This window comes from Nocardia blacklockiae, assembly GCF_015477355.1.
In the GTDB taxonomy this organism is placed as follows: Bacteria; Actinomycetota; Actinomycetes; order Mycobacteriales; family Mycobacteriaceae; genus Nocardia; species Nocardia blacklockiae.
Genome location: NZ_JADLRJ010000001.1, coordinates 535,078 through 561,904 on the forward strand (window position 1 = coordinate 535,078; position 26,827 = coordinate 561,904).

General features: G+C 71.6%; 31 protein-coding genes and 1 pseudogene. 19 read left to right on the forward strand and 13 right to left on the reverse strand.

From position 1 onward, the window contains the following. Positions 1 to 1,101: 1,101 nt before the first annotated feature. From IU476_RS35835 to IU476_RS02440, 3 genes and pseudogenes are all read right to left on the reverse strand, one after another. Positions 1,102 to 1,614, reverse strand: a pseudogene (locus tag IU476_RS35835) (shikimate kinase); the annotation flags it as partial. Positions 1,615 to 1,616: 2 nt separating this feature from the next. Continuing rightward, positions 1,617 to 2,822, reverse strand: coding sequence for a chorismate synthase (gene aroC, locus IU476_RS02435; RefSeq protein WP_324193889.1), 1,206 nt, complete (start codon positions 2,820 to 2,822; stop codon positions 1,617 to 1,619). Between the two features lie 250 nt (positions 2,823 to 3,072). Further along, positions 3,073 to 3,513, reverse strand: a complete 441-nt coding sequence (locus IU476_RS02440; RefSeq protein WP_195096047.1) for a prepilin peptidase — start codon at positions 3,511 to 3,513, stop codon at positions 3,073 to 3,075. 198 nt (positions 3,514 to 3,711) lie between these two features. On the opposite strand from IU476_RS02440, the gene IU476_RS02445 reads away from it, so the two are divergent. Genes IU476_RS02445 through IU476_RS02460 form a run of 4 tightly spaced genes read left to right on the forward strand, consistent with a single transcriptional unit; the run spans position 3,712 to position 6,223 of the window. Beyond that, positions 3,712 to 4,833, forward strand: coding sequence for a M24 family metallopeptidase (locus tag IU476_RS02445; RefSeq protein WP_195096048.1), 1,122 nt, complete (start codon positions 3,712 to 3,714; stop codon positions 4,831 to 4,833). Positions 4,834 to 4,882: 49 nt separating this feature from the next. After that, positions 4,883 to 5,446: an elongation factor P gene (gene efp / locus IU476_RS02450; RefSeq protein ID WP_195096049.1), complete on the forward strand. Its 564-nt coding sequence runs from the start codon at positions 4,883 to 4,885 to the stop codon at positions 5,444 to 5,446. Positions 5,447 to 5,456: 10 nt separating this feature from the next. Beyond that, the gene (gene nusB, locus IU476_RS02455) at positions 5,457 to 5,966 is read left to right on the forward strand and encodes a transcription antitermination factor NusB (RefSeq protein WP_195096050.1); all 510 of its coding nucleotides are present in this window, start codon (positions 5,457 to 5,459) and stop codon (positions 5,964 to 5,966) included. Continuing rightward, positions 5,966 to 6,223, forward strand: coding sequence for a YciI family protein (locus tag IU476_RS02460; protein ID WP_195096052.1), 258 nt, complete (start codon positions 5,966 to 5,968; stop codon positions 6,221 to 6,223). Before nusB ends, IU476_RS02460 begins: the two co-directional genes overlap by 1 nt. Positions 6,224 to 6,275: 52 nt before the next feature. On the opposite strand, the gene IU476_RS02465 is transcribed toward IU476_RS02460, so the two are convergent. Further along, positions 6,276 to 7,415: a serpin family protein gene (locus IU476_RS02465; protein WP_195096054.1), complete on the reverse strand. Its 1,140-nt coding sequence runs from the start codon at positions 7,413 to 7,415 to the stop codon at positions 6,276 to 6,278. Between the two features lie 256 nt (positions 7,416 to 7,671). Between IU476_RS02465 and IU476_RS02470 the strand changes: the two genes are divergently transcribed. Both IU476_RS02470 and IU476_RS02475 read left to right on the forward strand, forming a co-directional pair. Beyond that, positions 7,672 to 8,229, forward strand: coding sequence for a DUF4334 domain-containing protein (locus IU476_RS02470; RefSeq protein WP_195096056.1), 558 nt, complete (start codon positions 7,672 to 7,674; stop codon positions 8,227 to 8,229). Between the two features lie 13 nt (positions 8,230 to 8,242). Beyond that, positions 8,243 to 9,472, forward strand: coding sequence for an FAD-dependent oxidoreductase (locus IU476_RS02475; protein WP_195096059.1), 1,230 nt, complete (start codon positions 8,243 to 8,245; stop codon positions 9,470 to 9,472). Between the two features lie 94 nt (positions 9,473 to 9,566). Here IU476_RS02475 and IU476_RS02480 read toward each other — a convergent pair whose 3' ends face one another. The 3 genes from IU476_RS02480 to IU476_RS02490 form a co-directional block, all read right to left on the reverse strand. Next, positions 9,567 to 10,280, reverse strand: a complete 714-nt coding sequence (locus IU476_RS02480) for an HD domain-containing protein (RefSeq protein ID WP_195096061.1) — start codon at positions 10,278 to 10,280, stop codon at positions 9,567 to 9,569. 82 nt (positions 10,281 to 10,362) lie between these two features. After that, positions 10,363 to 10,989 carry an alpha-ketoglutarate-dependent dioxygenase AlkB gene (locus IU476_RS02485; RefSeq protein ID WP_195096063.1) on the reverse strand — a complete coding sequence of 209 codons (627 nt, stop codon included), beginning with the start codon at positions 10,987 to 10,989 and terminating at the stop codon, positions 10,363 to 10,365. Between the two features lie 66 nt (positions 10,990 to 11,055). Next, positions 11,056 to 11,676: a class I SAM-dependent methyltransferase gene (locus IU476_RS02490; RefSeq protein WP_195096065.1), complete on the reverse strand. Its 621-nt coding sequence runs from the start codon at positions 11,674 to 11,676 to the stop codon at positions 11,056 to 11,058. 156 nt (positions 11,677 to 11,832) lie between these two features. Here IU476_RS02490 and IU476_RS02495 point away from each other — a divergent pair, with 156 nt between their 5' ends. The 4 genes from IU476_RS02495 (at position 11,833) to IU476_RS02510 (ending at position 13,437) form a co-directional block, all read left to right on the forward strand. Further along, entirely contained in the window at positions 11,833 to 12,309 is a 477-nt protein-coding gene (locus IU476_RS02495; protein ID WP_195096067.1) for a hypothetical protein, read from the forward strand. Positions 12,310 to 12,450: 141 nt separating this feature from the next. Continuing rightward, positions 12,451 to 12,759: a PadR family transcriptional regulator gene (locus tag IU476_RS02500; protein ID WP_324193826.1), complete on the forward strand. Its 309-nt coding sequence runs from the start codon at positions 12,451 to 12,453 to the stop codon at positions 12,757 to 12,759. Next, positions 12,756 to 13,112 carry a DUF1048 domain-containing protein gene (locus IU476_RS02505; RefSeq protein ID WP_195096071.1) on the forward strand — a complete coding sequence of 119 codons (357 nt, stop codon included), beginning with the start codon at positions 12,756 to 12,758 and terminating at the stop codon, positions 13,110 to 13,112. Before IU476_RS02500 ends, IU476_RS02505 begins: the two co-directional genes overlap by 4 nt. A 1-nt stretch (position 13,113) precedes the next feature. Next, a complete protein-coding gene (locus IU476_RS02510; RefSeq protein WP_195096073.1) occupies positions 13,114 to 13,437 on the forward strand; it encodes a DUF1048 domain-containing protein in 324 nt (107 codons plus the stop codon). Positions 13,438 to 13,440: 3 nt separating this feature from the next. On the opposite strand, the gene IU476_RS02515 is transcribed toward IU476_RS02510, so the two are convergent. Continuing rightward, positions 13,441 to 14,637 (reverse strand): glycoside hydrolase family 76 protein, encoded by a 1,197-nt coding sequence (locus IU476_RS02515; RefSeq protein ID WP_195096075.1) that lies wholly within the window; start codon positions 14,635 to 14,637, stop codon positions 13,441 to 13,443. 159 nt (positions 14,638 to 14,796) lie between these two features. Beyond that, positions 14,797 to 15,492: a winged helix-turn-helix transcriptional regulator gene (locus IU476_RS02520; RefSeq protein WP_195096078.1), complete on the reverse strand. Its 696-nt coding sequence runs from the start codon at positions 15,490 to 15,492 to the stop codon at positions 14,797 to 14,799. 138 nt (positions 15,493 to 15,630) lie between these two features. Between IU476_RS02520 and IU476_RS02525 the strand changes: the two genes are divergently transcribed. The 5 genes from IU476_RS02525 to IU476_RS02545 all read left to right on the forward strand — a co-directional run bounded on the left by IU476_RS02525 (position 15,631) and on the right by IU476_RS02545 (position 19,344). Continuing rightward, the gene (locus IU476_RS02525) at positions 15,631 to 16,308 is read left to right on the forward strand and encodes an HD domain-containing protein (protein ID WP_195096080.1); all 678 of its coding nucleotides are present in this window, start codon (positions 15,631 to 15,633) and stop codon (positions 16,306 to 16,308) included. 2 nt (positions 16,309 to 16,310) lie between these two features. Then, positions 16,311 to 16,817, forward strand: coding sequence for a nitroreductase/quinone reductase family protein (locus tag IU476_RS02530; RefSeq protein WP_195096083.1), 507 nt, complete (start codon positions 16,311 to 16,313; stop codon positions 16,815 to 16,817). Positions 16,818 to 16,942: 125 nt separating this feature from the next. Continuing rightward, entirely contained in the window at positions 16,943 to 17,083 is a 141-nt protein-coding gene (locus IU476_RS02535) for a hypothetical protein (RefSeq protein ID WP_228822960.1), read from the forward strand. A gap of 159 nt (positions 17,084 to 17,242) precedes the next feature. Then, positions 17,243 to 18,661 carry an MFS transporter gene (locus tag IU476_RS02540; protein WP_195097364.1) on the forward strand — a complete coding sequence of 473 codons (1,419 nt, stop codon included), beginning with the start codon at positions 17,243 to 17,245 and terminating at the stop codon, positions 18,659 to 18,661. Between the two features lie 23 nt (positions 18,662 to 18,684). After that, the gene (locus IU476_RS02545) at positions 18,685 to 19,344 is read left to right on the forward strand and encodes an SGNH/GDSL hydrolase family protein (RefSeq protein WP_195096085.1); all 660 of its coding nucleotides are present in this window, start codon (positions 18,685 to 18,687) and stop codon (positions 19,342 to 19,344) included. 10 nt (positions 19,345 to 19,354) lie between these two features. Here IU476_RS02545 and IU476_RS02550 read toward each other — a convergent pair whose 3' ends face one another. Next, on the reverse strand, positions 19,355 to 20,356 hold the full coding sequence (locus IU476_RS02550) for a zinc-dependent alcohol dehydrogenase family protein (protein WP_195096087.1): 1,002 nt from the start codon (positions 20,354 to 20,356) through the stop codon (positions 19,355 to 19,357). 106 nt (positions 20,357 to 20,462) lie between these two features. Here IU476_RS02550 and IU476_RS02555 point away from each other — a divergent pair, with 106 nt between their 5' ends. After that, positions 20,463 to 21,410, forward strand: a complete 948-nt coding sequence (locus tag IU476_RS02555; protein ID WP_195097365.1) for an AraC family transcriptional regulator — start codon at positions 20,463 to 20,465, stop codon at positions 21,408 to 21,410. 29 nt (positions 21,411 to 21,439) lie between these two features. On the opposite strand, the gene sigJ is transcribed toward IU476_RS02555, so the two are convergent. Beyond that, the gene (gene sigJ / locus IU476_RS02560) at positions 21,440 to 22,330 is read right to left on the reverse strand and encodes an RNA polymerase sigma factor SigJ (protein WP_195096089.1); all 891 of its coding nucleotides are present in this window, start codon (positions 22,328 to 22,330) and stop codon (positions 21,440 to 21,442) included. A gap of 131 nt (positions 22,331 to 22,461) precedes the next feature. After that, positions 22,462 to 22,941 (reverse strand): GAF domain-containing protein, encoded by a 480-nt coding sequence (locus IU476_RS02565; RefSeq protein WP_195096092.1) that lies wholly within the window; start codon positions 22,939 to 22,941, stop codon positions 22,462 to 22,464. A 268-nt stretch (positions 22,942 to 23,209) separates the two neighbouring features. Here IU476_RS02565 and IU476_RS02570 point away from each other — a divergent pair, with 268 nt between their 5' ends. Both IU476_RS02570 and IU476_RS02575 read left to right on the forward strand, forming a co-directional pair. After that, on the forward strand, positions 23,210 to 24,094 hold the full coding sequence (locus tag IU476_RS02570) for an ANTAR domain-containing protein (protein WP_195096094.1): 885 nt from the start codon (positions 23,210 to 23,212) through the stop codon (positions 24,092 to 24,094). 85 nt (positions 24,095 to 24,179) lie between these two features. After that, positions 24,180 to 24,857: a YbdD/YjiX family protein gene (locus tag IU476_RS02575; protein WP_195096095.1), complete on the forward strand. Its 678-nt coding sequence runs from the start codon at positions 24,180 to 24,182 to the stop codon at positions 24,855 to 24,857. A gap of 78 nt (positions 24,858 to 24,935) precedes the next feature. On the opposite strand, the gene IU476_RS02580 is transcribed toward IU476_RS02575, so the two are convergent. After that, positions 24,936 to 25,520, reverse strand: a complete 585-nt coding sequence (locus IU476_RS02580) for a winged helix-turn-helix transcriptional regulator (protein WP_195096096.1) — start codon at positions 25,518 to 25,520, stop codon at positions 24,936 to 24,938. A 92-nt stretch (positions 25,521 to 25,612) separates the two neighbouring features. Here IU476_RS02580 and IU476_RS02585 point away from each other — a divergent pair, with 92 nt between their 5' ends. Further along, entirely contained in the window at positions 25,613 to 26,824 is a 1,212-nt protein-coding gene (locus tag IU476_RS02585) for a pyridoxal phosphate-dependent aminotransferase (protein ID WP_195096097.1), read from the forward strand. Positions 26,825 to 26,827 lie beyond the last annotated feature (3 nt).

A 26,827-nucleotide genomic window follows, 5' to 3' on the forward strand; every position in this document is an offset into this window, starting at 1 on the left:
TTTGCGGCCGGGCGCCGAGCCCTCGGGAGGACCCGCGGCTCGGGCGGCCGAACGCCGCGAGCGGCCGCGGGGAGGTGCGGCAACCGTGTCCGAGCCAGCGGGGCGCGGGTCGCCGGTGGTGCGGGCGTCGCCGGCGGGGCGGGCGTCGCCGGTGGGGCGGGCTTCGCTGGTAGTGCGGGCGTCGCCGGTGGTGCGGGCGTCGCCGATGAGGCGGGGATCGCCGGTAGGGCTGGCGTCGCGGACGGGGCGCACGCCGTCGGCGGGATGCCGATCGCCATCCGGATCAGGGCCCGAACCGCACTGTCCCACCACGGTTTCGGCATCGGAGCCGGGCGCGCCCACAGCTCGACGCACACTGCGCCGCCGCCGCGAACGGGCCTCGCCGCCGGATCCCGCTGATCCATCGGCCACGGTGCGGGCAGTGCCCGCCGCGGTTCTACCTGCCGCGCGAGTGGTGGGTTTCCGGAGCGCATCGGCCCCGTGATCGACAGGCCGGTCCGTGTGTGCGCTGGCCGGGTCCGTGTGGGTCCGCTGCTTGGCGGTTCGGTCCGCGTGCACGGCGGTCGGGTCCGTGTCGGTGCGTTGTGTGGTGGTCCGGTCCGCGTGCGCGGTGGCCGGGTTCGTGTCGACCCGCTGTGTGGTGGTCCGATCGGTTTGCGCGGCAGTTGGGTTCGTGTCGGCCCGCTGCGTGGTGGTCCGGTCGCTGTGTGCGTTGGGCGAATCCGTGTCGGGCCGGTGGGGTGCTTTGCGCGGGTTCTGTTCGGCGGAGACGCCGGTGTCGGGAGTGGTGGCTGTGTGTGGGGTGGGGGTGGTGCTGCGGGAGCGGCGGCGGCCGCCTCGGCGGGAGCGGCGGGAGCGGCGCTTCGGTGTGGTCTGCTCCGTGGCCGAATCCGTGTGCGGCGCTGGGGCGTTCGGTTGCGGGGTGGCCGACGGCTGTTCCGCGGGCGGCGGTGTCTTCGGCTCGGCGTTGGGGCTCGTGTCGGCTGCGGCTGCCGCGGCGGCGCGGTTGCGGCGGCGGCGTCGCGAGCGGGAACGGCGGGACGGGCCCTCGCCCTCGGCGGGGCGGGTAGGTGGGGGAGTGGGTTCGGCCGGTTCCAGGCCGAGTTTGGCGAGGATATTGCGGACCACGCGGCCGGGGCTGCGGCCGTCGGTGCGGACCCGGACGCTGGCGACCTCGCGGTAGAGCGGCCGGCGTTCACGCATCAGCGCGCGGTACTTGGCACCCGGGTCGTCGCCGACCAGCAGCGGCCGGTTGGAATTGGCGCCGGTGCGCCGAAGTCCCTCTGCCACACTGATTTCCAGGTACACCACGGTGCGTTCGCGCAGCAGTTCGCGGGTGGCGTCGGAGAGCACCGCGCCGCCGCCGAGCGACACCACGCCCTTGTGGTTGAGCACTGCCCGCCGCACCACACGCTCCTCGATGCGGCGGAACTCCGGCTCGCCGTCGGCGGCGAAGATCTCGGGGATGGTGCGGCCGGTCTCGTCCTCGATCCCGGCGTCGGTGTCGTACAGTTCGACGCCCAGTTCGCGCGCGAGCTTGCGGCCGATCGTCGACTTCCCGGCCCCGGGCGGCCCGATCAGCACCACGCACGGGCGGCGCGGATCGGTGGACACGATCACGAGGGGACGGCGCCCGGGACGTGCGGGCGCGCGGAGATCCGCTTCAGATAGCCGGTGATGTTGCCGACGGTCTCGGGCAGCGAGTCGCCGCCGAACTTCTCCAGCGCCGCCTGGGCCACGACCAAAGCGACCATGGCCTCGGCGACCACGCCCGCGGCGGGCACCGCGCACACGTCCGACCGCTGGTGGATGGCCACCGCCTCGTCGCCGGTGGTCATGTCCACGGTGGCCAGTGCCCGCGGCACGGTCGAGATCGGCTTCATCGCCGCCCGCACCCGCAGCGGCTCGCCGTTGGTCATGCCGCCCTCGAGCCCGCCCGCGCGATTGGTGGAGCGCAGCACGCCGTCCGGGCCGGGCCGCATCTCGTCGTGGGCCTGGCTGCCGCGGCGGCGCGCGGTCTCGAACCCGTCGCCGACCTCGACGCCCTTGATGGCCTGAATGCCCATCAGCGCCGCGGCCAGCCGCGAGTCCAGCCGCTGCTCGCCGCTGACGAACGAACCCAGCCCCACGGGCAGGCCGTCGACGACGACCTCCACGACGCCGCCGAGGGTGTCGCCCTCTTTCTTGGCGGCCTCGATCTCGGCGATCATCGCGGCCTCCGCGTCCTTGTCGAACGCGCGCACCGGGCTCTCGTCGACGGCGGCCAGGTCGGCGGCGGTCGGCACCAGGCCGGCCGTGGCCGCCGCGCCGCCGATCGACACCACGTGCGAGACGACCTCGACGCCGAGCGCCTGCCGCAGGAACTGCCGCGCCACGGTGCCGACGGCGACGCGGGCGGCGGTCTCGCGGGCGCTGGCACGCTCGAGCACGTTGCGGGCGTCGTCGAAGCCGTACTTGAGCATGCCCGAGTAGTCGGCGTGGCCGGGCCGCGGCCGGGTCAGCGGCGCGTTGCGGGCGAGCTCGGCCAGCTCCGCCTCGTCCACCGGGTCGGCGGCCATCACCTCGGTCCACTTGGGCCACTCGGAGTTCGCGACCTCGATCGCCACCGGACCGCCCATGGTGCGCCCGTGTCGCACCCCGCCGAGCACGGTGACCTTGTCGGCCTCGAACTTCATCCGCGCCCCGCGGCCGTAGCCGAGCCGGCGACGCGCCAGCTGCGCGGCAATATCGGCGGAGGTCACCTCCACCCCGGCCACCATCCCCTCGAGGATCGCGACGAGGGCGGGACCATGAGACTCACCAGCAGTAATCCAGCGCAACACGACGTCCATCTTTCCACGTCAGCACCGTTCCCCGGACATCCGGCCCGCGGCGACCGCGCCGGTAGGCGCCTGCCGCCCCCGACGCGGGGCAGCTACCACCGATGATGCGCGCGCCGCCCACCGTCCGGAAGCCCCTACGCTGTCCGGCCGACCGAGCGCCCCGCCACCTCCTCTCCGGACTCCGAGGCCTCGTCTGCGCGACGCAGCTCACCGCGAGCAACCCGAACCGTCGACCTCGGCAGCCGTCGCGTCATGTGAGCGTCAAGGCGAGCAGGGTCGCCGCGCACATCGAGGGTCCGTGCGGCAGGGCGCGCGGTGGCGGGGAGCCGCGAATCAGGCAGCGTAGGTAGGCGATTCCGCCCGCGAGCGCGGTGAGTATCGGAGCCGCGATCGTCGCCCAGACCCATGCGGATCCGCCGCCGCAGGCCGCCGCCGCGCCCAGGCCGAGCGCCAGTTTCACGTCACCCGCTCCGAACGCCGCGGGCGCGGCCAGGTGGACGGCCGCGTACGGCACGGCCAGCAGCAGTGCTCCGGCGGCCGCGGCGGCGAGCCGATCGGTCGCCAGCGCATAGCCGAACACCGCGAGGGCGCCGATTCCGGTGAGCACGTTCGGTAGTCGCCGCTCGCGCAGGTCGACGGCGCTCAAGGCCGCACACCAGGCGGCGAGTGTTCCGAAGGCGACGGTGGTCATGGCACTCATCGTTGCCCGGATCTTCGAGCGGCGGAACGGCCGAACGCGAAATGTGGATGAATCCGGCGCATGTGAACAACCGGCGGTCCGCATCGCCGCGCGCGGGGCCGTTCGCCCTGGTACCGCGCGGTTGCCCGGCGATGACCGGGCGCCGGGTGAGATGCGGCGGCGCGGACCGGCAGCGGTAGCGTGGGATTCATGTCTGCTGATCACGACGCGAGGCGTCCCGACCACGCGGCGCGCCGGGCCGCGTTGCGGAACCTGTTGGTGGAGAACGGCGTCGACGCCCTGCTGGTGACCGACCTGGTCAACATCAGGTATCTCACGGGGTTCACCGGTTCCAATGCGGCGCTGCTGGTCTACTCCTGGAACGACGCCGAGGACCGCACCGTGATCTGCACCGACGGCCGCTACGCCACCCAGGTGGGCGAACAGGTGCCCGACCTGCGGGCCGAGATCGCGCGCGCTTGCGCCCGCCGCATTCTCGAAGTGGCGGGGGAGTGGCAGACCGGCCGCGTCGGGTTCGAGAGCCACGTCGTCACCGTCGACCAGCACCAGGCCTTCCTGGAGCAGGGCTGCGGGCTGCAACTGGTGCCGACGCGCGGCCTGGTCGAACAGCTGCGCATGGTCAAGGACGACTACGAGGTCGAGCAGCTGCGCGCCGCCTGCGCCGCCGCCGACTCCGCCCTGGCCACCCTGCTCGAACGCGGCGGCCTGCGCCCCGGGCGCACCGAGCGCCAGGTGGCGCGCGAACTGGAGTGGCTGATGTTCGAGCACGGCGCCGCGGCCGTGTCCTTCGAGACGATCGTCGCCGCGGGCGCGAATTCGGCCGTGCCGCACCACCGTCCGACCGACGCGGTACTCGCGACCGGCGACTTCGTGAAGTTCGATTTCGGCGCGGTCGTCGGCGGCTACCACTCCGACATGACCCGCACGTTCGTGCTCGGCGAGCCCGCCGACTGGCAGCGCGAGGTGTACGAGCTGGTGCGGGCCGCGCAGCGGGCGGGCCGCGACGCGCTGGCGCCGGGCACCGCGTGTGCCGACGTGGACGGCGCGGCGCGGGCGGTGATCGAAGCGGCCGGACACGGCGAGCTGTTCGTGCACGGTCTGGGACACGGCGTCGGCCTGCAGATCCACGAAGCACCCGGAATCGCCAAAGCCGGCACGGGTACACTGCTCGAAGGCATGGCGGTGACCGTCGAGCCAGGTGTGTACTTCCCCGGCCGCGGCGGTGTTCGGATCGAGGATACGCTCGTGGTTCGCGAGGGGGATCCCGAACTGCTCACCCTGACCACCAAAGACCTGACCGTGGTCGACTGACCGCGGTCGACCGAACTGCGTTCGAAACACACAAGGAGACCCGAGGACAGTGGCGGACACCAGCGACTTCAAGAACGGCCTCGTGCTGAAAATCGACGGCAACCTGCAGCAGATCGTCGAGTTCCAGCATGTCAAGCCGGGCAAGGGGCCGGCGTTCGTGCGGACGAAGCTGAAGAACGTCGTGTCCGGCAAGGTCGTCGACAAGACCTGGAACGCCGGGGTGAAGGTCGAGGTCGCCACCGTCGACCGGCGCGACATGACCTACCTGTACCACGACGGTTCGGACTACATCTTCATGGACGGCGACACCTACGACCAGATCCACATCGGCGAGCAGATCCTCGGCGACAGCGCGAAGTTCCTGCTGGAGAACATGGCCGTCCAGGTCGCCATGCACGACGGCGAGGTGCTGTACGTGGAGCTCCCGGTGACGGTCGAGCTCCTGGTCACCCACACCGAACCGGGCCTGCAGGGCGACCGGTCCAGCGCCGGCACCAAGCCCGCCACCGTGGAGACCGGCGCCGAGGTCCAGGTGCCGCTGTTCGTCAACACCGGCGACAAGCTGAAGATCGACACCCGCGACGGCGGCTACCTCGGCCGCGTCAACGCCTAGCCTGGTGACTGTGACCGATCAGCCCGGGGACCGCAAGGCCCCGTACAAGAAACTGGGTGCCCGGCACAAGGCCCGCCGCCGCGCGGTGGACCTGCTGTTCGAGGCCGAGGCCCGCGATATCGACCCGGCCGAGCTGCTCGCCGAGCGGGAGCAGCTGGCCGGCGGCGACGCATCGGTCGCGCCGGTGAACCCGTACACCCGCACGCTGGTCGAGGGCGTCGCCGACGACCTCGACCGGGTGGACGGCACCATCGAGTCCTACCTGCAGGACTGGACGCTGGAACGGCTGCCGGCCGTGGACCGCGCCATCCTGCGGGTGGCGGTGTGGGAGCTGTTCCACGCCGCCGACGTGCCGCCGGTGGTGGCGGTCGACGAGGCGGTGGAACTGGCCAAGGAGCTGTCCACCGACGATTCGCCGAGCTTCGTCAACGGCGTGCTCGGCCGGGTCGTGCAGGTGGCGCCGCAGGTGCGCGCCGCCGCGGCGGCCACCCGCGCCACCCGGCCGGACGGCGACCGGTAGTGCGCAAGTATCTGGTCCTGGCGATGCGCACGGCCCGCTGGGACGACGCGGTCATCGGCCCGCACCGCGACTGGCTGGCGGACGTCCGCGCCCGCGGCCAACTGGATTGCACCGGCCGCTTCACCGACGGCTCGGGCGGCGCCTACGTCGTCCTCGCCGAAAACGTCGAAGCCGCACGGGAATTGGTCTTCACCGACCCCGTCCACACCACGGGCTCCTCGCAGCTGACCGTCCACGAGTGGGAGATCACCGGCTGATCCGGGCGCGAGTCACCGAGTGCCGCACAGGCTCTCGGCACGAGAACGCTCCCTAGCCCGGCGGCTGCTCCACCCACCCCGCGACGATGACCAGCCCGGTCGGCCGGTGCACCGCCAGGAACCCGAAGGGCCGGTCGAACGCCACCGCGATCTCGGTGACCCGGCGTGGGCGCGGCAGGGCGGCGGCCCGGGCCAGTGCCACGGCGGTAACCGCGGCGGCCTCGAAACCCTCGCGGGTGAAGCGGGCCAGCGCGTCCTGCGCGGCGTCGGCGACGTACAGCGGCGTGTCGGAGATGGCGGGGAAGCGGTCGGCGCTGCCGTCGGCGGCGGTGCGCAGACCGAACAGGTCCGCGTGCGCCATCAGGTCGTGGCTGGAGCGAATCGTGAACGGCGGCACCTGAATTCGCAGCGTGTCCGCCACCGCCCGGGTCTCCCGCACGACCAGTCCCGGACCGGTGGCGCCGACCGGCAGGTGGGTGCGCGCGTCGATCGAGCCGTCCAGCGCACCCAGACCGGTGCCGAGAACGTCGCCGGGCGCGCCGTCGCCGAGCAGCAGATGTACGTCGAGGTCGCGAATCCCGCGCACCACCACGCGCGTCACCGGTTCCGGACCGTCCAGCAGCGCGGCATCGCCCAGTTCGTGGGAGAACCGGGACAGCCCCGGACCCCGATGTCCTCGCCACGGGCCCGACTCCGGTTCGAGCACGTCGTCGTGGAACGGCTGCAGCCACGAGGTCCGGGCGACGATCGCGGTCGCCAGCACGAGCAGGGTGTCGGCGTCGAGTTGCACCGGGAACCGGTCGATCAGTCCGCCGGTGTGCCGGTCGGCCCAGGCGTCGAGCGCGGCCTGCCCGGTGAGCCGCTCCACCACACCCTCCGGCAGCGACCGCACCCACTCCGTGCGCGGCGTGACATCCGCGCGCAGCCAGACCCCGAGCGCCCCGGCGACGGTCTCCGCCTCGGTGAGTTCGGCCAGCAGCCGCAGGGCCGCCGCCTGCGCGTCGTCGGCCGAAAGTCCCACGGCCCCGGCCAATTCCGCGCGGGCGGGCGCGTTCGCCGCCCCCGCCAGCACGCCGAGCAGCGGCCACACCCCGCAGCCGGACAGCACGAAATCGCCGGTGCCCGCCGCCGCGCACCAGCGCCCGGTCAGGTCGTTGGCGGCGGCCACGTGCGGAAGAAGGCTGGTCTGCACAGGGCCAGCCTAGTCACGCCGCGCGCGGCGACCCGGAGACCGAGGCGCCCCCGCCGTGGGTGTACGTGGGCCGGCGGGGGCGCGGCCCGGGCCTCGGACGGCCCGGGAGATCGAGGTGCGCCCCTCATGCTGGTCCCTCAACCGCACTCGAGGTCCAGCGGCGGCCGACGTGGTCTCGGTCACGTCCGTGTCCGGACCGGTCTGAGATAGTGTGAGGCGAGATGCGTCAGTTGCTCTCGAGGTCGAGGAGGACGGGATGGCAGGCGTCGACACGCCCACGGTGCGATTGCGCGAGCTGATTCGGGGCGGCTGCACGCCCGAGCAGGCCTGGGAGCTGTTCGACAGCCTGCCCGCCGTGCGCGTGGACGAGGTCACCACGGGCCGCTGGCGCGGCGAGGAACTGGACACCGGCCATCCGTGGGCGGGCGTGCTGGTCGAATCCGGGTGGTACGGAAAGCAGTTCGACGCCCCCGACCAGGTGCAGCCGCTGCTGTTCGCGGGATCGGACGGCACGGTGTTCCCCGTCGATCCCCGCCGGGTGCCGCTCGCGCTGGTGGGCCGGATCCCCGCGGCGGGCGTCCGCTCGGTGCGCAAACTGCTGCCGGTGCTGCGGCCGCTGGTGCGCACCAAGCCGGCGCGGGCCCGGCTGCGCAACCTCGAGTACCGCGAGCAGGTCAGTGCCGCGATGATCTACGACCACCTGCCGATCATCGACGTGTTCCGGCTGGTGGACGACGAGACGCTGCTGGGCGTGATGGACCTGCGCGGCATGACCGACCCGTACTTCTTCATCCTGCGCCGCGACCGCTCCTGACCTCCCGCGCCCGATGGATCGAGCGACCTGTGTGATCGCCGGCGGCGGCCCGGCGGGCATGGTGCTGGGCCTGCTGCTGGGCCGCGCCGGACTCGACGTCACCGTGCTGGAGAAGCACAGCGATTTCCTGCGCGACTTCCGCGGCGACACCGTGCATCCGACCACCCTGGACCTGCTCGACGAACTGGGCCTCGGCGCGGAATTCGCGCGCCTGCCGCAGCGGCGGCTGACCACCGCGCAGATCCCGATCGGCGGGCGCATGCAGCCGCTGGTGTCGTTCGCGCGGCTGCCCGGGCGGCACAAGTACATCGCGATGGTGCCGCAGTGGGACCTGCTCGATCTGCTGGCCCGGGCGGCCGAGCGGGAGCCGGGCTTCCGGCTGCGGCGCGAGACCGAGGCCACGGACCTGGTGTACCGGGACGGGCGGGTGACCGGCGTCCGCTATCGCACGAAAGACGGTGTGGCCGGGGAGATCTCGGCCGATCTCACTGTCGCCTGCGACGGGCGTTCGTCGCGGCTGCGGGCCGCGGCGGGACTGGGTTCGCGGCGCTGGGCGACGCCGTTCGACGTGTGGTGGTTCCGGATCCCACGGCACGACATCGATCCGGCGGGCGCGGTGCCGGTGCTCACGGCGGACCGGGTGGCGCTGCTGTTCGACCGCGGCGACTATTGGCAATGCGCCACGCTCATCGCCAAAGGTGGTGACGCGGCGCTGCGTCAGGGTCCGGTCCGCGAAATCCTGCGCGGCATGGCCGATGTGGTGCCGTGGCTGTCGGACCGGGTGGACGCGGTGCGCGACTGGGACGAGGTGAAACTGCTCGACGTGCAGCTCGACCGGCTCGACCGCTGGTACACCGACGGGCTGCTGTGCCTCGGCGACGCCGCGCACGCCATGTCGCCGGTCGGCGGGGTCGGCATCAATCTCGCCGTGCAGGATGCCGTGGCCGCCGCGCGGATCCTCGCGCCGAAGCTGGTGGCGCGGCAGGTCACGGTCGCCGATCTGGCGCGGGTGCAGCGCCGCCGCATGCTTCCGACGGTCGTGACGCAGTCCGTACAGCGTGTGTTGCACGCGGGGGTGATCGCGCCCGCGGTGTCGGGCCGGGTGAATCTCTCCGACGCGAACCGAGTTCCGTTGCCGCTGCGCATGTTCCGCCGGATTCCGATAGTCCGCGGCATCCCGCCGTTCTTCGTCGCGCGCGGGGTGCTGCCCGAACACGCACCCGCCTTCGCGCGCCGCCCGTAGTGCGACGACGGTAGTGGTGAGGCTGTAGTGCCGCGGCCGTAGCGCTGTCACCGGAGTTCGGCGGCTGTAGCCCCGCTGTAGTGGGGGCGGACGGTCAGCCGCGGTCGAGGATGGCGTCGAATCTTTCGTCGGCGCGGTCCAATTGGTCCAGGATGTGGTCCTTGACGTGGTCGGCCAGCGGCGTGTCGGCGCGGGTGACGAGTTCGCGGTAGACGTCGGTGAGCGGGCGGTACTTGACGGCCAGCTTGTGCATCGCCGGGCCGGTCGCGTACAGGATGCCGACGCCGTTGTCGGTGAAGTCCGAGATCTTCACCACGCGCGCCCACGGGTCGCGGTCCAGGCTGGCGGAGACGTGCTCGCGGTATTGCGCGTAGCGATCCCGCTCCGGGTCGCGCGGGGGATTGGTGACCGCGGCGACCAGCGCGGCGACCCGGTCGCCGAAGCGCTCGCGCAACTCGGCGAGGGCCGCGTCGGTGGTGGGACCCGTTCGGCCGCCGGCCAACTCGGGGCCGTGGTCCTCCACCGCGTCGTGCAGCAGGCCGGCGATCACCACGTCGGTGTCGCGGACCTCGTAGTGGCTGACGATCCGAATCGCCACGCGCAGTAGGTGACTGAGGTACGGCTCGCGGCCGTAACGGTCCTCGCGGTGCAGGTCCGCGGCCAGGCGCAGGGCCGCGGCGACCCGCTCGGGCTCGGGCAGCTTCTCGGTCTCCAGCTCCAGGCGCTGCCGCAGCCCGCTCTCCCCGTGTACGTCGGAGATGGTGTGTAACGGCATCACCGAGAGGATTCCCGCCCCAACTGTATTCATGAGGCCAATCTATCGGTCCGGTCCGACGGATCCGCTTATGGCTTCCTTGCGCCGCGGCGGACGCGGGTTGAATTCCGGGTGCCTAACGGACGCCGCGGGGACGGAACTGAATGCTGATGCGCGGCCCGGCGGGCCGCCGGGTCTTCGGCACGGCGTGCTCCCAGGTGCGCTGGCAGGAGCCGCCCATCACGATCAGATCGCCGTGGCCGACCTGGTACCGGACGCTGGCGCCGCCGCCGCGCGGGCGCAGCAGCAGTGCCCGCGCCGCGCCGACCGACACGATCGCCACCATGGTGTCGTGGGTCGCGCCGCGGCCGAGGTTGTCGCCGTGCCAGGCGACGCTGTCGTTGCCGTCGCGGTAATAGCACAGGCCCGCCGTGCGGAACGGCTCACCGAGTTCGGCGCGGTACCGGGCGCTCAATGCCGCGCGGGCCTCGTCCAGAATCGGGTCCGGCAGCGGCTCCGACTCGCCGTAGAAGCGCAGTAGCCGCGGCACGTCGACCATCCGGTCGTACATCTGTCGGCGGTCGGCCCGCCACGGCACCCGCGCGGCGAGCCGCTCGAACAGCTCGTCGCTGCCGGACAACCAGCCCGGCAGCACATCCACCCAGGCCCCGTCGCCGAGCACCGTCCGCCGCACCCCGCGCAGCGAGCCGAGCCCGATCTCCCCGAACCCGTCCAGCAGCGAGCCCTGTAGCGGTGTCGACATGCCGTCGAATCTACGTTCTATCGAACATATGTTCAAGCTCCGCCGGTCGAGTCTACGGCGAGAAGGTCATCCCCGCGCTCGGCGCGAGAACACCGCGACCAGGAAATCGGACTCGTCGGTGAACGGGCGCAGGTCCCATGTCGAGAGGCGCAGGTCGACCGCGAGCCCCGCGGCCTCGGCGTCGGCCAGGAACCGCGGAAACTCGTAACCGCGGTCCGCGCCGAAGCCCACCACCACCCGGCCGGCCGGGGCGAGATGGCGGACGAAGCCGGACAGCACCGCGCCGCGGGTCGCGGGAGCCAGGAATGTCATCACGTTTCCCGCGCACACGATGACATCGAAGTCGGCGGCGATCCCGCGTTCCGGCAGGTCCAATTCGGCGAGATCGCCGACGAGCCAGGTCGGGCCGGGATGGTCCTGCTCCGCGGCGGCGATCAGCACCGGGTCGACGTCGACGCCGACCACGACATGACCGGCCCGGTGCAGATACCCGCCCACGCGCCCCGGACCGCAGCCGGCGTCGAGCACCCGTCCGCCGCGGCCGAGCATGGCGTCGATCAGCCGCGCCTCGCCGACGATGTCCTCGCCCTCGGCCGCCAATGTCCGGAACCGCTCCACGTACCACGTCGAATGCGCGGGATCGGCGGCGGTGATCTCCTCCCACTGGCTGGGGATGCGTCCGCTCATGGTCTCCTCCTCGCTCGGCCGGGCTCCGGGTTCACTGTGCCATCAAGGTCGTTTCCGGCGACTCGCCGGGCGGCGCCGCCGGGTGCCGGGTACCGTGAAGGGCCGGTTCGCCATCCACTTGCCCGATTCCCGCGAATGCGAGGAAGGACGGAAATCATGCAGCGAGGCGTACTGAAGATCGCGGCAGCGTCGATCCTGCCGATTCTGGCGTTCGCGTTACCGCCCGGTCCGGCCGCGGCGGATTCGCTGTCGTTCGACCCCGCCCGGGTCGACGGCCCGGGATGTTCGGGCAACGTCGCCGCCGAGGTGTCGTCCAGTCAGGGGCAGCAGGCGCGCGAATTCGCGGATTTCATCGATAGTTCGGCACGGGTGACCGTGAATTTCACGCCGGATCCCAACCCGCTCGGCTCGCTGTCCGGGTCGCCGGGCGGCTGCGAAATCTCGGCCACCGTCACCATGCGCAACCTGGACACGGGCGTGAGCAGCACCGACACCCGTACCACCCAGTACGACGGCCACTACGGCTGGCACGCCGCCTTTTTCACGCTCGCCGGTTCGGGCCGGGTGGCGGTGCAGGTGAGCACGAATCCCACTCCGGCCGAACTGATCATCGACGTCCCCGCGCCGTACTGACTTTGCCTCGGTAGTTCTCGTCGCATCGAGTCGCGTCCTCGGCACGCGGCGCCTCCACTACTGTGTGCTACAGTCTAGTGGTAGTCGGTACCACTGAATAGCGCGATGAGAAGAGGGATTACCACGGACAATCTGACGGAGATGCTGAAAGGCACGCTCGAAGGCTGCGTCCTCGAGATCATCGACAGCGAGGAGACCTACGGTTACGCCATCACCCGGCGGCTGAACGATCTCGGTTTCGCGGATGTCATCGAGGGGACAGTCTACACCATTCTGGTGCGGCTGGAGAAGAACGGTTTGGTCGATGTGTCGAAACGACCCTCCGAGGTCGGCCCGCCGCGTAAGTTCTACGCGCTCAACGACAAGGGACGCAGCGAACTGGCGACCTTCTGGACGAAATGGGAATACGTCTCGTCGCGCATCAACGAGCTCAAGGAAAGCAAGAAATGAATTTCTGGGAGACGATCACCGGCAGCGACCTCACCCGCGAATACAAGGCCTTCGAAGCCCGGGCCGAGGCGCTGCCGGCCGAGTACCGCACGGCGTGGGGAGAGATCCAGGCCCGCCTCTCGCCCTACTCGGGTTTCACGGGCCGCAATCTGATGCCCATTCTCGACGGCGCCCTGGGCCTGCTCGAGGAGGCGGCGGCGGACGGCCAGAACATTCACGAGGTGCTGGGCGACGACGTCGACGGCTTCTGCGCGGCGCTCGCCGGCGAAGAAGGAGCCAAGAGCTACCGCGACAAATGGCGCGAGCAGCTGAATACGAACGTGGCGAGGAAACTGGCCCGGCTGGGAGGATAACGTGGGCATCCGCGACATCATCGAGGGTAAGCGGGAGTGGCGGGCGCACGTGGCGCGGGTCAAGGCGCTGCCGCCCGATTACCGCATCGTGTACGAGGAAATGCAGAAATACTATTTCAAGGTCGGTCCGGTCGATCTGGCCGACGGCGATCTCCTGTCGGGAGTCGTCGACTTCTTCGAAGAAGGAGTCGCGGCCGGCAAAGGCGTCACCGAATTGATCGGCACCGATGTCGCGGCGTTCAGCGACGGGCTGATCAAGGATTCGCGCACCTATGCCGACCTCTACCAGGAGAAGGTGGCGGCGAAGAAGTCGGCCGGAGACTGACGCTCATCGTCCGGCCGCGGTGAGCCGTTGCTCGGCTTCCAGCAGCATCCAGCCGCTCAACTGCACCGACAGGTCGCGGCTCAGGTTCGCCGGGAGGGTGGCGGACGGATCGGCGGGGAAGGTTCCCGGCGGGTCCGGCACCGTCACGGGCCGGGCCCAGTCCACGCCGAACAGGGGGAGCCCGTCCACCTCGGCGCGGTGCCGCCACGCCGCCCGCGCGGAGGCGTGCACAATCCGCGCGGCGGTGGAATCGCCCAGGGACAGAGCGGCTTCGGCGAGATATCGGGCGAGAATGCCCATGAACAACCCGGAGTCGTCCCCGGCCGCCGCCGCGATCACGCCCGCGTCGGTGAGCCGCTCCCCGGTGGCGGCGATCAGATCCGACGCGCGCCGGTGATGGACGGGTTCGTTCGTGCGCCTTGCCAATTCGACCTCCAACCCGATGGCCACGCCCTGGCAGTAGGTGTGGACGGTCCGCTCCACCCGCCCGCCGGGCTCGTGGACGCCGTCGAGGACCAGACCGCTGTCCGCGTCGCGTAATCGGGTGTGCAGGAACTCCGAAAGCGCTCTGGCCCGGGACAATTCGCCCAGCCGTGCCATGGCGATGCCGGTCGGGCCGATCGCCGGGGTGTTGTAGAAGTCGTCGCCCGTGCGCCAGGGCACCGCGCCGATCGGGTGCCAGCCGTCGATCAGGGCGGCGCGCAGCTCGCCGACGGCGTCACCGAAACGGATGCCGAGCAGCCGGTCGGCGCGTTCGAGAGCGAGCGCCAGCCACGCCATGTCGTCGTAGTACCGGTTGGTCCAACCGGTGAGGTTGCGGGTCCGGATGCCGCGAGCCAGCGCGACGACCCGGTCGATGCGCTCGGGGGTGCGGGCGCGGTGCGCGGCGTCCACCGCGCAGTCGAGCAGCTGGGCCTGCCACCAGTAGCACCACCGCGCGAAGGAGTGCTCCAGCACCGACGCCGGCCAGACCAGCGTGCCCAGCCGCCGCCGCGGCCGCCCCCAGAGCATGCGCACATGCCGCTGCACGATCGCCCGTTCGGCGAGGTCCGCCCGGGTCGCGGGCGGCTCGGGTCCGGCCGGCAGCTGCCGCGTGGCCGTCACCGCCTGGGTGGGCTGCGCCATCGCGGTGGCGGCGACCGCGGCCCCGGCCGCGACGAGCAAACCGCGCCGGTTGATCCCACCGTTCCGGCGATCCATCCGCGCGGACTCCTCTACCGCTCACCGAAGCCGGAAAACCTGCGGCCACATGCTATCCCGCGACCGCCGTCCCGGCGCGCCGACGACGGCAACGTCACACGCCCGGGGACCGGTCCGGGGTTCCGTCCGAGCGGTGCGGCGATGTTGTCGATGACGCCTTTACCCGCCCGCGTTCTCGACTGGTCCGCGGTAGCCGTTCAGTCGCGTCTCCATGAGTGTGAGCAGTGTGCGCAGCGCCTCGGGATCGCCTTCGGCCTGGAGTCGTCCGTCGCCGACGGCGTCGGGGATGGTGGTCCGGCCGCCCGCGATGGCGGCCACGGTGGCGGAGTCGCACCGCAATTCGGCGGCGGGGGGTGTGTCGTCGCGGGGGACGACGGCGGCCTGTCCCGCCGCGATGCGCAGGCGGGCGGTGCTGTCGTCGATGTGGAAGTCGTAGTCGGCGGCCAGGTTCGGCGGTGCCGCGCGGCCGATGGCGTCGGCGAGGAAGACCAGTGTCCATTCGGCGCGGTAACTTTCGCCGGGCGTCGTCCGTTCCTCGCCCATGAAATGCCGAGCGCCCCACAGCGCCAGCGGAATCACCACCTGAGCCAGTTCGCGGCCGGTGGCGGTGAGGTCGTACACCACCGCGGTGGCCGGGGGGTCGAGGAGTCTGCGCCGGACGATGCCGTCGGTCTCGAGCTGCCGGACGCGGCCCGCGAGCAAGCCGGTGCCGATGCCTTCGAGGGCCGCGGCGAGGTCGGAGTACCGCTTCGGACCGGACATCAGTTCGCGCACGATCAGCAGCGTCCACCGCTCGCCGACGACGTCCAGCGCATGGGCCAGTCCACAGAACTGCTCGTACGAACGTCGCGCCACACCCCGACCGTAGCAGCATGGAGAGGAAACGAACCGTACTTCAAAAAGTTCTCTAGACTTCGAGAACTTCTGTTACCGTGAGCGTGGGCGGTATCGGACCGCCCCTTCACCCGTCCTGACGGCGTTCGGGAGACTCGAATGACGAACGGTCCCAGCCATCCGGCCAGCGTGCCCGGGCGGGCGCGGCTGGCCTTCGGCCGCGATCCCGCCCACGGCGTCCGCGTCGACCCGGGCGAGCTGGCCGCCCCGGACTCGGTGCTCGCGCGGGACGCGCACGACACCGCGCGAGAACTGTTGTCGCCGCCGGTCTTCGAGCACTCCCGGCGCACCTACGCCTGGGCCGCGGCGCTCGCCGCGGTGCATCGGCTCGAATTCGACCGCGAGGCAGTGTATGTCGCGTCGCTGCTGCACGACGCCTGCTGGCCGACCCGAACGCCCGGGATCGATTTCACCGTCGGAGGCAGCGACATCGCGGCCGACGTCGCCGAACGCCACCACCTCGAACCCCGCCGCCGAGCTCTCCTCGGTGACGCGATCTGCATGCACCACACCCCGGGAGTCACCCTCGACGCCGGGCCCGAGGCGTTTCTGCTCGCGTCCGCCGCGGCCCTCGACGTCGTCGGCCTGCGCTTGTGGGACATCCCGGAAAACATTCGCACCCAAGTCATTTCGCAGTTTCCGCGTACCGGGTTCAAACGCGAGTGCGCCCGCCGCGTCCGCGCCGAAGCCGCGGCCGTCCCGCACGGCCGGATGTGGTTGTTCCACCGCTACGGCCTGTCCGACCTCACCATCGCCACCGCGCCCTTCGAGGACTAGCCGTGCCGAGATACGTCGATCCCCACCGCCGTCGCGGCCGGCTCTATCGCGCGTTCGCCGGACTCGTCGGCTCCGAACCGATCCGGCGTCTCATGCCGCGCGTCTTCTGGAAACTCGACCCGTACGTGCTGCGCGCGACCGGCGGCCGCTTCGGGCTTCCGGTGTTGTTGCCCACGGCATTCCTGGAAACGCGCGGTGCGAGAACCGGTGTGCCGCGCCGCAATCCGGTGTTGTACTTCCACGACGGCGAGCAGGTGGTCGTCATCGCCCTCAACGGCGCCCGTCCGCACAACCCGGGCTGGTATCACAACCTGCGGAAGAACCCCGACGTTCGATTCGACGGCCTGCCGATGCGCGCCTCCGTCGTGCGCGACGCCACCGAGCGAGAACGACTGTGGCGCCTCGGAGGTGCGGTCTTCGCGCCCTATGCCAAGTTCCGCCGGATCGCCGCGGCGGCCGGTCGAACGATCCCCATCGTCCGACTGGACCCGGTGACACCATCCGAATGACGGCGCGACGCGGCAGCCGACGCCTGCTGCGCATCGAAACCGATTCCCGCGCAACGTATTCAGAGCCTGGGTAGGGCCGCCGGTAGGTCGGTGGGTGTGCAGGTCAGTCCGGTGCAGGGGTTGTCGTGGCGGGGCGGGGTGCGCTGGCGCGCCTGCTCATCGCCGTCATGGACGGCCTGCAACTGCAATGGCTGCTCGACGACACCGTCGACATGTCCGGCACCTTCGATCTGCTGCTCACGCTGCTGTCGCGCGAGAGCTCGTAGAGCAGTCCCGATCTTCGGTCTGCACCACTACCCACCTGGCGATTCCCGGGTTCTTTCCACGCGCCGTTGCAAAAGACATACGATCGACCGTATGCTTACGCGAGGTTCGGCGCGTGCCGCCGAACCGGTGCCGAAGAGAAGGGATGCCCGATGGATGGCATGGCAGCCGAGCGGACCGCGACCACCGAGACGACGCCGTCGCGACCGGTCCGGGACCGCTCGACCGCGATCGTGTGGGTGCTGTGCGCGGCCGCGTTCATGGCGATGCTGGACGTGTTCGTGGTGAACGTCGCGTTCACGAAGATCGCGGAGTCGTATCCGGGTTCCTCGCTGGCCGATGTCAGCTGGGTGCTCAACGGATACGCGATCGTCTATGCGGCGCTGCTGATTCCGGCCGGGCGCTTCTCGGATCGGTTCGGGCGCAAGGCTGGATTCCTGGCCGGGCTGGGCGTGTTCACGCTGGCGAGCGTGGCCGCGGCGGCGTCGCCGTCGCTGTGGGCGCTGGTGGCCTTCCGCGTAGTGCAGGCGATCGGGGCCGCCGCCCTGACACCAGCGAGCCTGGGCTTGCTGTTGACGGTGCTGCCGCCGGCGCGGGTGCCGGGCGCGGTGAAGATCTGGGCGACGACGAGTTCGTTCGCCGCGGCGCTCGGGCCGGTGGTCGGCGGGGCGCTGGTCGAGGCGTCGTGGCGCTGGGTGTTCCTGATCAATCTGCCGGTGGGCGTGGCGGCCGGGATCGCGGCCGTGCTCCTGGTGCCGAATCTGCACCAGCGGATTCCGGCGCGGGTGCCCGACCTGCTGGGAGTGGCGCTGCTGATCGTGGCGATCGGGGCGCTGTCGCTGGGCCTGGTGCAGAGCGGCGAATGGTCGTGGGCCGGTGCGGGAACGGTCGGCGCGCTGGTCGTCGCCGCGGTCGGCGCGGTCCTGTTCGTGGCGCGGATGCGGCGGCACCCGGATCCGGTGGTGCCGCCGGAGCTGTTCCGGGTGCCGACGTTCCGGTGGGCCAACGTCACCGTGCTGGCCTTCTGCACCGCGTTCGGGGCGTGGTTCCTCAGCATCGCCCTGTGGCTGGAGAACGCGGCCGGTTTCGACGCCCTCGGCACCGGCCTCGCGTTGGTTCCGGGCCCGGCGATGGTGCCGATCTTCGCCGCCGTCGGCCAGCGGCTGATCACCCGGATTCCGGTGGGAGCCGTGGTGGCGCTGGGCAATGCGCTGTTCGCGGCCGGTGTGGCGCTCGTGCTGGTCAGCGCCGCCACGCCGGTGCGGTACGGCCTCGAGGTGCTGCCCGGCTGGGTGGTCTCCGGTGTCGGCATCGGCCTGGCGCTGCCCAGCATGATCGCCGCCGCCGCGGTCGATCTGCCGCCGGACCGCTCCGCCACCGGCAGCGCGGTGGTGAACACGGCCCGCCAGCTCGGCTACGTACTCGGCGTCGCCGTGCTGATCGCCCTGCTCGGCTCGCTCGACGCCGCCGACGACCGGATGCTGAGCGCGTTCCGGCACGGCTGGGTGTTCGTCGCCCTCGTCGCCGCGGCGAGCGCGGCGACGGCCCTCGGAATCAGGCCCCGCGCCCGCCGGGCGTAATCGGATCGAAGAGGAACAATTCGATGATCACCGAACACACGGACCCGCTCTGCCTGTCCGAAACCACCGCCGCCGCTTTGCTTTTCGACGCGCCCTGGCGACGGTTCGGCGTGGTCGGCGACAGCCTGTCGGGCGGCGTGGGCGACCCCACGCCCGGGTACGCGAACCAGGGCTGGCCCGATCGGGTCGCGGCGGTGCTGCGGCGCGTGCGCCCCGAGTTGCGCTATCTCAACACCGCCGAGGTGGGGGCGACCACCGAGCAGACCGTGGACCGGCAATTCGACCGCATTCGCGAATTCGGCCCGGACCTGCTGCATCTGCCGTGCGGCGCGAACGACATCCTGCGGCGCCGCCTCGATTTCGAGGAGATCGAGAAGGCGATGCGGCGCATGTACGACCTCGCGGCCGGTACGCGCGCCCTGCTCACCACCTTCACCCTCGGGAAAGCCTTTGCCGTGCCAGCGTTTTCGGACTGGGATGAACGGATCCGGGCCATGAACGACCTCACCCGCCGCGTCGCCGCCGAGTACGACGCCGTGGTCGTCGACATGTGGGATCACCCCCTCAACGACCGGGACAACCTGCTCAGCGCGGACCGGATCCACTTCTCGACATCGGGTCAGGCGGTGCTGGCCACCGAGGTCGTCGAACGGCTCGCGTACACGATCGGCGCGCAGCGGTGACCCGCGCCGGTCAGAGCCGGACGACGATCTTGCCGGTGTGGGTGCTGGACTCCATCAGCCGGTGGGCGTCGCGAATGCTGTCCAGGCCGTCGAAGACCGCGCCGACCTGGGGACGCAGCACCCCGTCGCGGATGCCGGAGGCGATCCAGTGATCGATGCGGCGGCGGCCCGCGGCGGTGGCCGACAGCTCCATGTTGGCGTAGCCGTGCACGTGCAGCGGCCAGTTCATGGGCATGGCCATCGGGCGGCGGTCGAGCCAGCCGTAGACGACGATGGTGCCGTCCTGGGCTGCGGCCGTGGCCAATTCGGCCAGACCGGGGCCGCCGACGGCGTCGAAGATCAGCTGCACGCCCGTGCCGCCGGTGAGGCGGCGTGCCTCGGCCGCCACGTCCGTCTCCGCGGCGGCGATCACGTGCGCCGCCCCGTTGTCCAGGAGCTGCCGGCTCTTCTCGCCGGTTCTGGTCACCGCGATCGGGATCGCGCCGAGACGGGCCGCGGTCTGCAGCGCGGCGATGCCGACACCGCTCGAGGCGGCGGTGATCAGCACGTGGTCGCCGGGCCGCAGGCCGCCGGTCTCCACCATGCCGCCGTAGGCCGTGGAGTAGGTCAGCCACGTCGCCGCGCCGGTGACCGCGTCGAGGCCCGCCGGGCGCGGGACCACCGAGTGCACCGGCAGCACCACGCGCTCGGCGTACACCCCCGCCGCGCTCATCTCGATATTGGGGCCGGTCAGAACCTCGTCTCCCACAGTGTATTCGGTGACCTCCGCGCCGACGGCCTCGACGACACCGGAGGCCTCGTAGCCGAGCCGCGAACCGGGCAGCGTCGGCAGGTAGTAGTAGGTGCCCGCCCGGAACAGCGCCTCCGCGCGATTGAGGCCGAGCGCTTCGACGCGGAGACGGACCTCCTTCGCCCCGGGGGTGGGCAGCGCGAGGTCCTCGATGGTCAGCACGTCGGGGTCGCCGAGTTCGTGGAAGACGACGGTGCGTGCGGTGCTCGTGTCGGTTGTCATGCCTTCGACGGTATGGATCGGCTCGAAGATGATCTATGCGTGGAAGTCTCGCGGAAATATCCGTTCGTCTCGCCGATCGCGGGACGGCTATCGTTCGGATATGGGTCTGGATGTTCTCAGCGGCGCCGTCGCGGCCATGCGCACCGGCCGTCCGCACTCCTCGCGCCAAGACCGGTACGCGCCGTGGGGCATGCGCTTCCCCGCCTCCGACGGCGCGGGATTCCATGTCGTGCTGCAGGGTTCGGCCTGGTTGCTCCCGCCGCGTGAACAGGACGAGCCGATTCCGCTCGGGCCGGGCGACATCGTGTTCCTGCCGCACGGTCGCGGCCACGCCCTGGCCAGCGACCCCGCCGCGCCCCTGCGCGAGGTGCGGCCGCTGCCGGACGGGTCCTGGCCGCCGCCCGTGCGCGAGTCTCCGCCGCCCGACGCTCCCGTCACCGTCATGCTGTGCGGCGCGTACCGGCTCGATCGCCGGCGCGCGCACCCGCTGCTCGCCGACCTGCCGGAGGTGGTGCACCTGCCCGCCCGGGTGGGGTCGCAGCGTTCCCTGCGGGCGGCGGTGGAGCTGCTCGGCGCGGAACTCGAAGAGGCGCAACCGGGTTCGGACGCCGTCGTGGTGTCGTTGCTGGACACGTTGCTGCTGTACATCCTGCGCGCGTGGTGGCTGGGCGTGCAGGACGACGGCACCCCGCACACCGGCTGGGCCGCCGCCCTGGCCGACCGTCCCGTCGCCGACGCCCTGCGCGCGATCCACACCAACCCCGAACGTGCTTGGACGGTAGCGGAATTGGGCGCCCTGGCCGGGCTGTCGCGCGCCGCCTTCGCGCGCCGCTTCACCGAGCTGGTCGGCCGCGCCCCGCTGGCGTATCTGACCTGGTGGCGCATGACGCTGGCCGGACGACTGCTCCGTTCCGGCGACATCCCGCTGCGCTCGGTCGCCCAACGGGTCGGCTACACCTCGGAATTCGCGTTCGCCAAGGCCTTCAAACGCGAGTACGGCACAGCGCCGGGCCGCTACCGAACCGCGCCGCTGGACCTGGTCGGCAGTGCGTGAACCGCGCGGCTCGCTTGCGGCGAGGCCGCTCACCCCGCCGCCCAGTGCCGCAGCTTCTCCGGGTTGCGGACCACCCAGATGCGGGTGATCTGCCAGCCGTCGACCTCGAAGGCGTAGACCGACACGACGGTGCCCGCGAGTTCGGCCACCAGGCCCGGCTGGCCGTTGACGGTGCGCTCGCGCAGCGTGACCTCCGGGGCGCGAGCGGCGATCTCGAGCCAGGCGTGGGCGATGCGCTCGCCGCCCTCGATCGGCTGCCGGAACGCCGGGACCAGGCCGCCGCTGTCGGACGTCGCGATCGCCTGCGGGTCCAGCAGGCCGATCAGCGCCTCGATGTCCTTGCTCTCCCAGGCGTGTTTGAAACCGCGGACCACCTCGGCGGTCCGGGTGGGCGTCGGCGCGGGCGCGGAGCGGATGCGGCGGCGCGCGGAGGAGGCGAGCTGGCGGCAGGCCGCGGGCGTGCGCCCGACGATGTCGGCGACCTCGGCGAAGCTGTAGCGGAACACGTCGTGCAGCACGAACGCCACTCGCTCCGCCGGCGTCATCGCATCGAGCACCACGAGGAAGGCCATGCCGATCGACTCGTCGAGGGTCACCCGGTCGGCGGGGTCGGCGAGCGCGGAACCGCCGGGCCACTCGGCGCCGTCGGGCACCGGCTCCGGAATCCATTCGCCCACATAGCGTTCCCGCCGGGCGCGGGCCGAGCCGAGCAGATCCAGGCAGAGCCGGCTGGCGACCGTGGTGAGCCAGGCGCCGGGCGCCGCCACCTCCTGCCGCCGCGCCTCCGGCAGCGCGTACCAGCGCGCGTAGGTCTCCTGCACCACGTCTTCCGCCTCGGCCAGCGAGCCGAGCAGGCGATAGGCCAGATTGATCAGCTGACGGCGTTCGTCGAACACCGTGCGCGGCTGCGGATCGGTCATGGTGTCGGCTCCTTCGGTCGTCGCGCCCTCACCAGAATCGACGAAACAGCGCACCGAATTGTGAGGCGGCCGGAAAAAGCCCGCGGCGCCAGGGCGCCCGGCGAACCGCCTGGGAGCGTTTCGAACAGCCCTCAGCGAGACCGGGAGCGCAGGCGGCGCAGCGCGTCGGTGAGCGGCGACTGGAAGGGCCGTAGCAAGTGGTCGACGGTGGGGGCGAAGGCGTTGGGCCGGGTGCCGTACAGCGTGAGGACACCGAGGGTGCCGGTGCCGCCGGTGACGGGCCGGCAGTAGAGCGAGCGCACGTCGAGAATCCGGATGTCGCGGCGGAAGTCGGCGTCCCACTGGGTTTCCAGGACCATGTCGGCGACCAGGACCGGGCGGCCGCCCGCGGCCGCGTCGCGCCCGGGGCCGCCGAGGTGGATCAGCTGTGTCTCCTCCAGCAGGCGCGCGCGCGGGCTCGACGCCGCGGCCGTGTGCAGACCGCCGCCGCCGACCGCCGCGATACCCACCGCGGGTCGCCCCGGTAGCGCTGCGGCGATGGCCGAGGCCAGCCGGGCGCAGTCGGCGGTGCGGCCGAGCGCGGAATGGCCGTGCTGGGCTGGCGTGTGCATGCGGATCCGCTCCGTTCCTCCGTCGTGGGTCGACGAGCCGGCTCGCTGCCGAGCACGCGTCGCCGCGGCGTGCCGAGAGCCGAACTCGAAGGCAGCGTTGCCGTCTCGGTGCGACATCAAACCACCACCGGCGCCGACACGCTGGAGCGTCGCTGTAGCCGGGGCGGCGCGGCCCGCCTTCGTCTGCCATCATCGACAGCGGTTGTGCCTGCCGGGCCGAGTCGATAGCCGTGCCCGGCGCCGATGACGACGAGGAAGCCGGGCTGACGTGGCGTCAAACGCGGAGGACGACGATCCGGAGGCCCGGGCCTGGCAGCGTCTCTTCGGCGAATTGCGGCGCGCGGCGCGCGCCGGCCTGGTCGCCGCGCAGTGCGAGGCCCGAGCCGGACGGACGCCGACCATCCTGGGCGAGACACAGTGGCGGCTGGCCGAGCGGCACCGTCGGATCGAGCACCGCCACCTCGCCTGTGCCCGCCTGTATCTGCAGCACGCCGACCAGTTGCGGCAGTGGCGCACCGGTCCGCGCGGCGCGGTGCCGCCGGTACTGATGGCCGCGGTCGCCGCCGAACTCGATGTGGACAGTGCCACCTTGACGCTGTTCGACCGGCGGCGCAGCGAGATCATGATCGCCGCGTCGGACCGGCGGTCCGAAGCCGCGCACGATATCGAGCTGTCCCTCGGGGACGGTCCCGCTCGCGCCGCCGTCGCCGCGCAGCGCCCCGTGCTGGCCTGCGGCGCGGAGCTGACCGACCGGTGGCCGATGTTCGGGCCGGCCGTCGCCGACCTGGGCATCAACGCCGTCGTCGCGGTCCCGCTGCCCGGCACCGATCCGCACACGACGGGTGCGCTGTGCGCCTTCGGTGCCCGCCCGCACCTCGACGACGCGACCGCTTCGGCGGCCGTCCTCCTCGCCGACGCTCTCGCCAACACGATCCTCGTCGATGCCGCCGACCCGGGCCTCGGCCTGCCGCACCCCGCCTCCGACGAGGCCGACGCGCTGGCACTCGTGCACCGGGCCGTCGGCATGATCGCGGCGGAACACCGCTGCCCGGCCGATACCGCGCTCGCCCTGATGCGGGCCCGCTCGTTCGTCACCGGCGAGCACCTCCCCGCGCTCGCCCGGCGCATTCTCGACGGCGACGACCTGCGCTGACTCGTCGCCGCGTGCGCGTGTCGGTGTGACACGAGCACCACGGGCTACTCGTATTCTCGGGCGAGTCGACGAGTAGGAGACCCGGATGTTCGAACGCGCGCTGCAGAAATCGGTCGAGCTGGTCCTTCGCGGAGGCACCGGATTGCAGGTGCCGCTGGCCGAGAAGTACGTGGCCCGGATGCGGCGCCGCCACCCGGACCGGGCGCCCGAGGACCTGGTGCGCGGCTTGGAGTCGCGCTACCTGCTGCTGGTGATGGCCAGCGGCACGGTGGCCGGGCTCAGCGCCGCGGTGCCGGGCATCGGGACGCTGATCGGGCTGGGGGTCAGCGCCGCCGATTCGGTGTTCTTCCTGGAGGCCTCGGCGTTCTACGCGCTGTCGACCGGCGCGGTGCACGGCATCGAATCGATGTCGCCGCGCGAACGCCGCGCCGTGGTGGTCGGCGTGGTGGTCGGGGAGAGCGGCGCGGAACTGCTGGGCAAGCGCGCCGGCGAGTCGGCGAAGGACTGGGCCGCCGTGGTCGCCGACCGCCTGCCGGTGGTCCGATCCATCGACAACACGCTGGCGAAACGCTTCATCGTGCAGTTCATCGCCAAACGCGGCGTCCTCCTGTTCGGCAAGACGCTGCCCGCCGGCCTCGGCGCGATCATCGGCGCGGCCGGCAACCGCGCCCTGGCGAAGAGCGTGATCACCAACGTCCACAACGCTTTCGGCCCCGCGCCCGCGCAGTGGGCCGACACCCGCGCCGTGACCCCGGCGGAGTAGCCCCGGGCCTCGACGGGTCGCACGGTCGGCACAACCGTCGGCTCCCGGCATCATGCCGGGGGCCGGCGCGTCACGTCCTCACGGCCACTGCGCGCCCGGGGCCGCGTCGGCGAGGTCCAGCGTGCCCGTGGCGACGGCGGTGGCGGTGGCCAGATCGAGGTGGAGTTCGAGATCGGCGGTCGCGGCGGGGCCGTCGTGGTGGGTGACCCCCGCGTCGCCGACGATCAGGTGGAACACCGTCTCGCCGATCCGCACGGTGACCGTGCCGCGGGTGATCCGGCGCGCGACGGCGCGGCCGAGGGGCAGCGCGAACCAGTGCGCGCGCACGGCGTCGGTGGGCCGGCGTTCGCCGAGCCGCCCAGTTCCCCACGCCGACAACGCCTCCAGCACCGGGCGCAGGCCCAGCCCCGCGGGCGTGAGTTCGTAGACCGCGGTCGTCGCGCGCGGTCCGACCCGCTGCTTGGTCAGGATGCCGTCGCGTTCGAGTTCCCGCAGCCGCGCGGCCAGCACGTCGGTGCTGATGCCGGGCAGGTCGGCGAACAGATCGCTGTAACGGCGCGGGCCAGAACACAATTCGCGGACCACGAGCAGACTCCAGCGGTCGCCCACCACATCCAGGGCGCGGCTGGCGGCGCAGTAGTGGTCGTAGCTTCGGCGTGGCACGACCCCACTCTAGCCGGGCGCTTGGAAAATCCAAGTGCATACTTGGAGTTTCCAAGTAGAGTGGGCGGCGTTCGCACCGAGAAGGGATGTTCATGCAGGTCAAGCAGTCGAGCAAGCTGACGGGTGTCTCGTACGAAATCCGCGGACCGGTGGCCGAGCAGGCGGCGCGCCTGGAGGCCGAGGGCCATCACGTGGTGAAGCTCAACACCGGCAACCCGCTGCTGTTCGGTTTCGAGGCCCCCGCGGAGATCCTGCAGGACATCGTCCGCAACCTGCCGGCGTCGAGCGGCTACTGCGCCTCGAAGGGCCTGCTCCCGGCGCGGCGCGCGGTGGTGCAGTACTACCAGACCCTGGGCGTGCACGATGTCGACGTCGAGGAGGTGTTCCTCGGCAACGGCGTCTCCGAACTGATCATGATGGCGATGACCGCGCTGCTCGAGACGGGCGACGAGGTGCTCGTGCCCGCCCCGGACTTCCCGCTGTGGACCGCGGCGACCACCCTCAACGGCGGCCGCCCGGTGCACTACCTGTGCGACGAATCCGCCGACTGGTACCCGGATCTCGCCGACATCGAGGCGAAGGTCACCGACCGCACCCGCGCGATCGTCATCATCAATCCGAACAACCCCACCGGCGCGGTGTACCCGCCCGAGGTGGTGCGCGGCATCCTGGAGATCGCGCGGCGGCATCACCTGGTGGTGTTCTCCGACGAGATCTACGACAAGATCCTCTACGACGACCTCCACCACGTCGCCACCGCCTCGCTCGCCCCGGATCTGCTGTGCCTGACGTTCTCCGGCCTGTCGAAGACCTACCGCTGCGCGGGCTTCCGCTCCGGCTGGCTGGTGGTGTCTGGCCCCACCCAGCACGCGGCGAACTACCTGGAGGGCCTGACGATGCTCGCCGGGCTCCGCCTGTGCGCGAATGTTCCTGCGCAGCAAGCGATTCAGGCCGCCCTGGGCGGCTACCAGAGCATTCACGACCTGACCCTGCCGGGCGGGCGGCTGCGCGAACAGCGCGACCGCGCCTGGGAGGCGCTCACCGCGATCCCGGGGGTGTCGTGCGTGCGGCCCAAGGGCGCGCTCTACGCCTTCCCGCGCATCGACCTCGACATGTACCCGATCCACGACGACGAGCGTTTCGTGCTGGACCTGCTGCTGCAGGAGAAGCTGCACATCGTGCAGGGCACGGGCTTCAATTGGGCACGGCCCGACCACTTCCGGATCGTCACTCTGCCGCACGCCGACGAACTGGAGGCGATCATCGAGCGCATCGGCCGCTTCCTCGCCACCTACCGCCAGTGAGGT

Coding starts and splice junctions, on each gene's coding strand:
- IU476_RS02440 (WP_195096047.1), bottom strand. CDS start 3,513: ATGACCACCGTCGCCTTCGGAACACTCGCCGCCTGGTGTGCGGCCTTG.
- IU476_RS02445 (WP_195096048.1), top strand. CDS start 3,712: ATGTCTGCTGATCACGACGCGAGGCGTCCCGACCACGCGGCGCGCCGG.
- IU476_RS02470 (WP_195096056.1), top strand. CDS start 7,672: ATGGCAGGCGTCGACACGCCCACGGTGCGATTGCGCGAGCTGATTCGG.
- IU476_RS02475 (WP_195096059.1), top strand. CDS start 8,243: ATGGATCGAGCGACCTGTGTGATCGCCGGCGGCGGCCCGGCGGGCATG.
- IU476_RS02480 (WP_195096061.1), bottom strand. CDS start 10,280: ATGAATACAGTTGGGGCGGGAATCCTCTCGGTGATGCCGTTACACACC.
- IU476_RS02485 (WP_195096063.1), bottom strand. CDS start 10,989: ATGTCGACACCGCTACAGGGCTCGCTGCTGGACGGGTTCGGGGAGATC.
- IU476_RS02490 (WP_195096065.1), bottom strand. CDS start 11,676: ATGAGCGGACGCATCCCCAGCCAGTGGGAGGAGATCACCGCCGCCGAT.
- IU476_RS02495 (WP_195096067.1), top strand. CDS start 11,833: ATGCAGCGAGGCGTACTGAAGATCGCGGCAGCGTCGATCCTGCCGATT.
- IU476_RS02500 (WP_324193826.1), top strand. CDS start 12,451: ATGCTGAAAGGCACGCTCGAAGGCTGCGTCCTCGAGATCATCGACAGC.
- IU476_RS02505 (WP_195096071.1), top strand. CDS start 12,756: ATGAATTTCTGGGAGACGATCACCGGCAGCGACCTCACCCGCGAATAC.
- IU476_RS02515 (WP_195096075.1), bottom strand. CDS start 14,637: ATGGATCGCCGGAACGGTGGGATCAACCGGCGCGGTTTGCTCGTCGCG.
- IU476_RS02525 (WP_195096080.1), top strand. CDS start 15,631: ATGACGAACGGTCCCAGCCATCCGGCCAGCGTGCCCGGGCGGGCGCGG.
- IU476_RS02540 (WP_195097364.1), top strand. CDS start 17,243: ATGGCAGCCGAGCGGACCGCGACCACCGAGACGACGCCGTCGCGACCG.
- IU476_RS02545 (WP_195096085.1), top strand. CDS start 18,685: ATGATCACCGAACACACGGACCCGCTCTGCCTGTCCGAAACCACCGCC.
- IU476_RS02550 (WP_195096087.1), bottom strand. CDS start 20,356: ATGACAACCGACACGAGCACCGCACGCACCGTCGTCTTCCACGAACTC.
- sigJ (WP_195096089.1), bottom strand. CDS start 22,330: ATGACCGATCCGCAGCCGCGCACGGTGTTCGACGAACGCCGTCAGCTG.
- IU476_RS02565 (WP_195096092.1), bottom strand. CDS start 22,941: ATGCACACGCCAGCCCAGCACGGCCATTCCGCGCTCGGCCGCACCGCC.
- IU476_RS02575 (WP_195096095.1), top strand. CDS start 24,180: ATGTTCGAACGCGCGCTGCAGAAATCGGTCGAGCTGGTCCTTCGCGGA.
- IU476_RS02585 (WP_195096097.1), top strand. CDS start 25,613: ATGCAGGTCAAGCAGTCGAGCAAGCTGACGGGTGTCTCGTACGAAATC.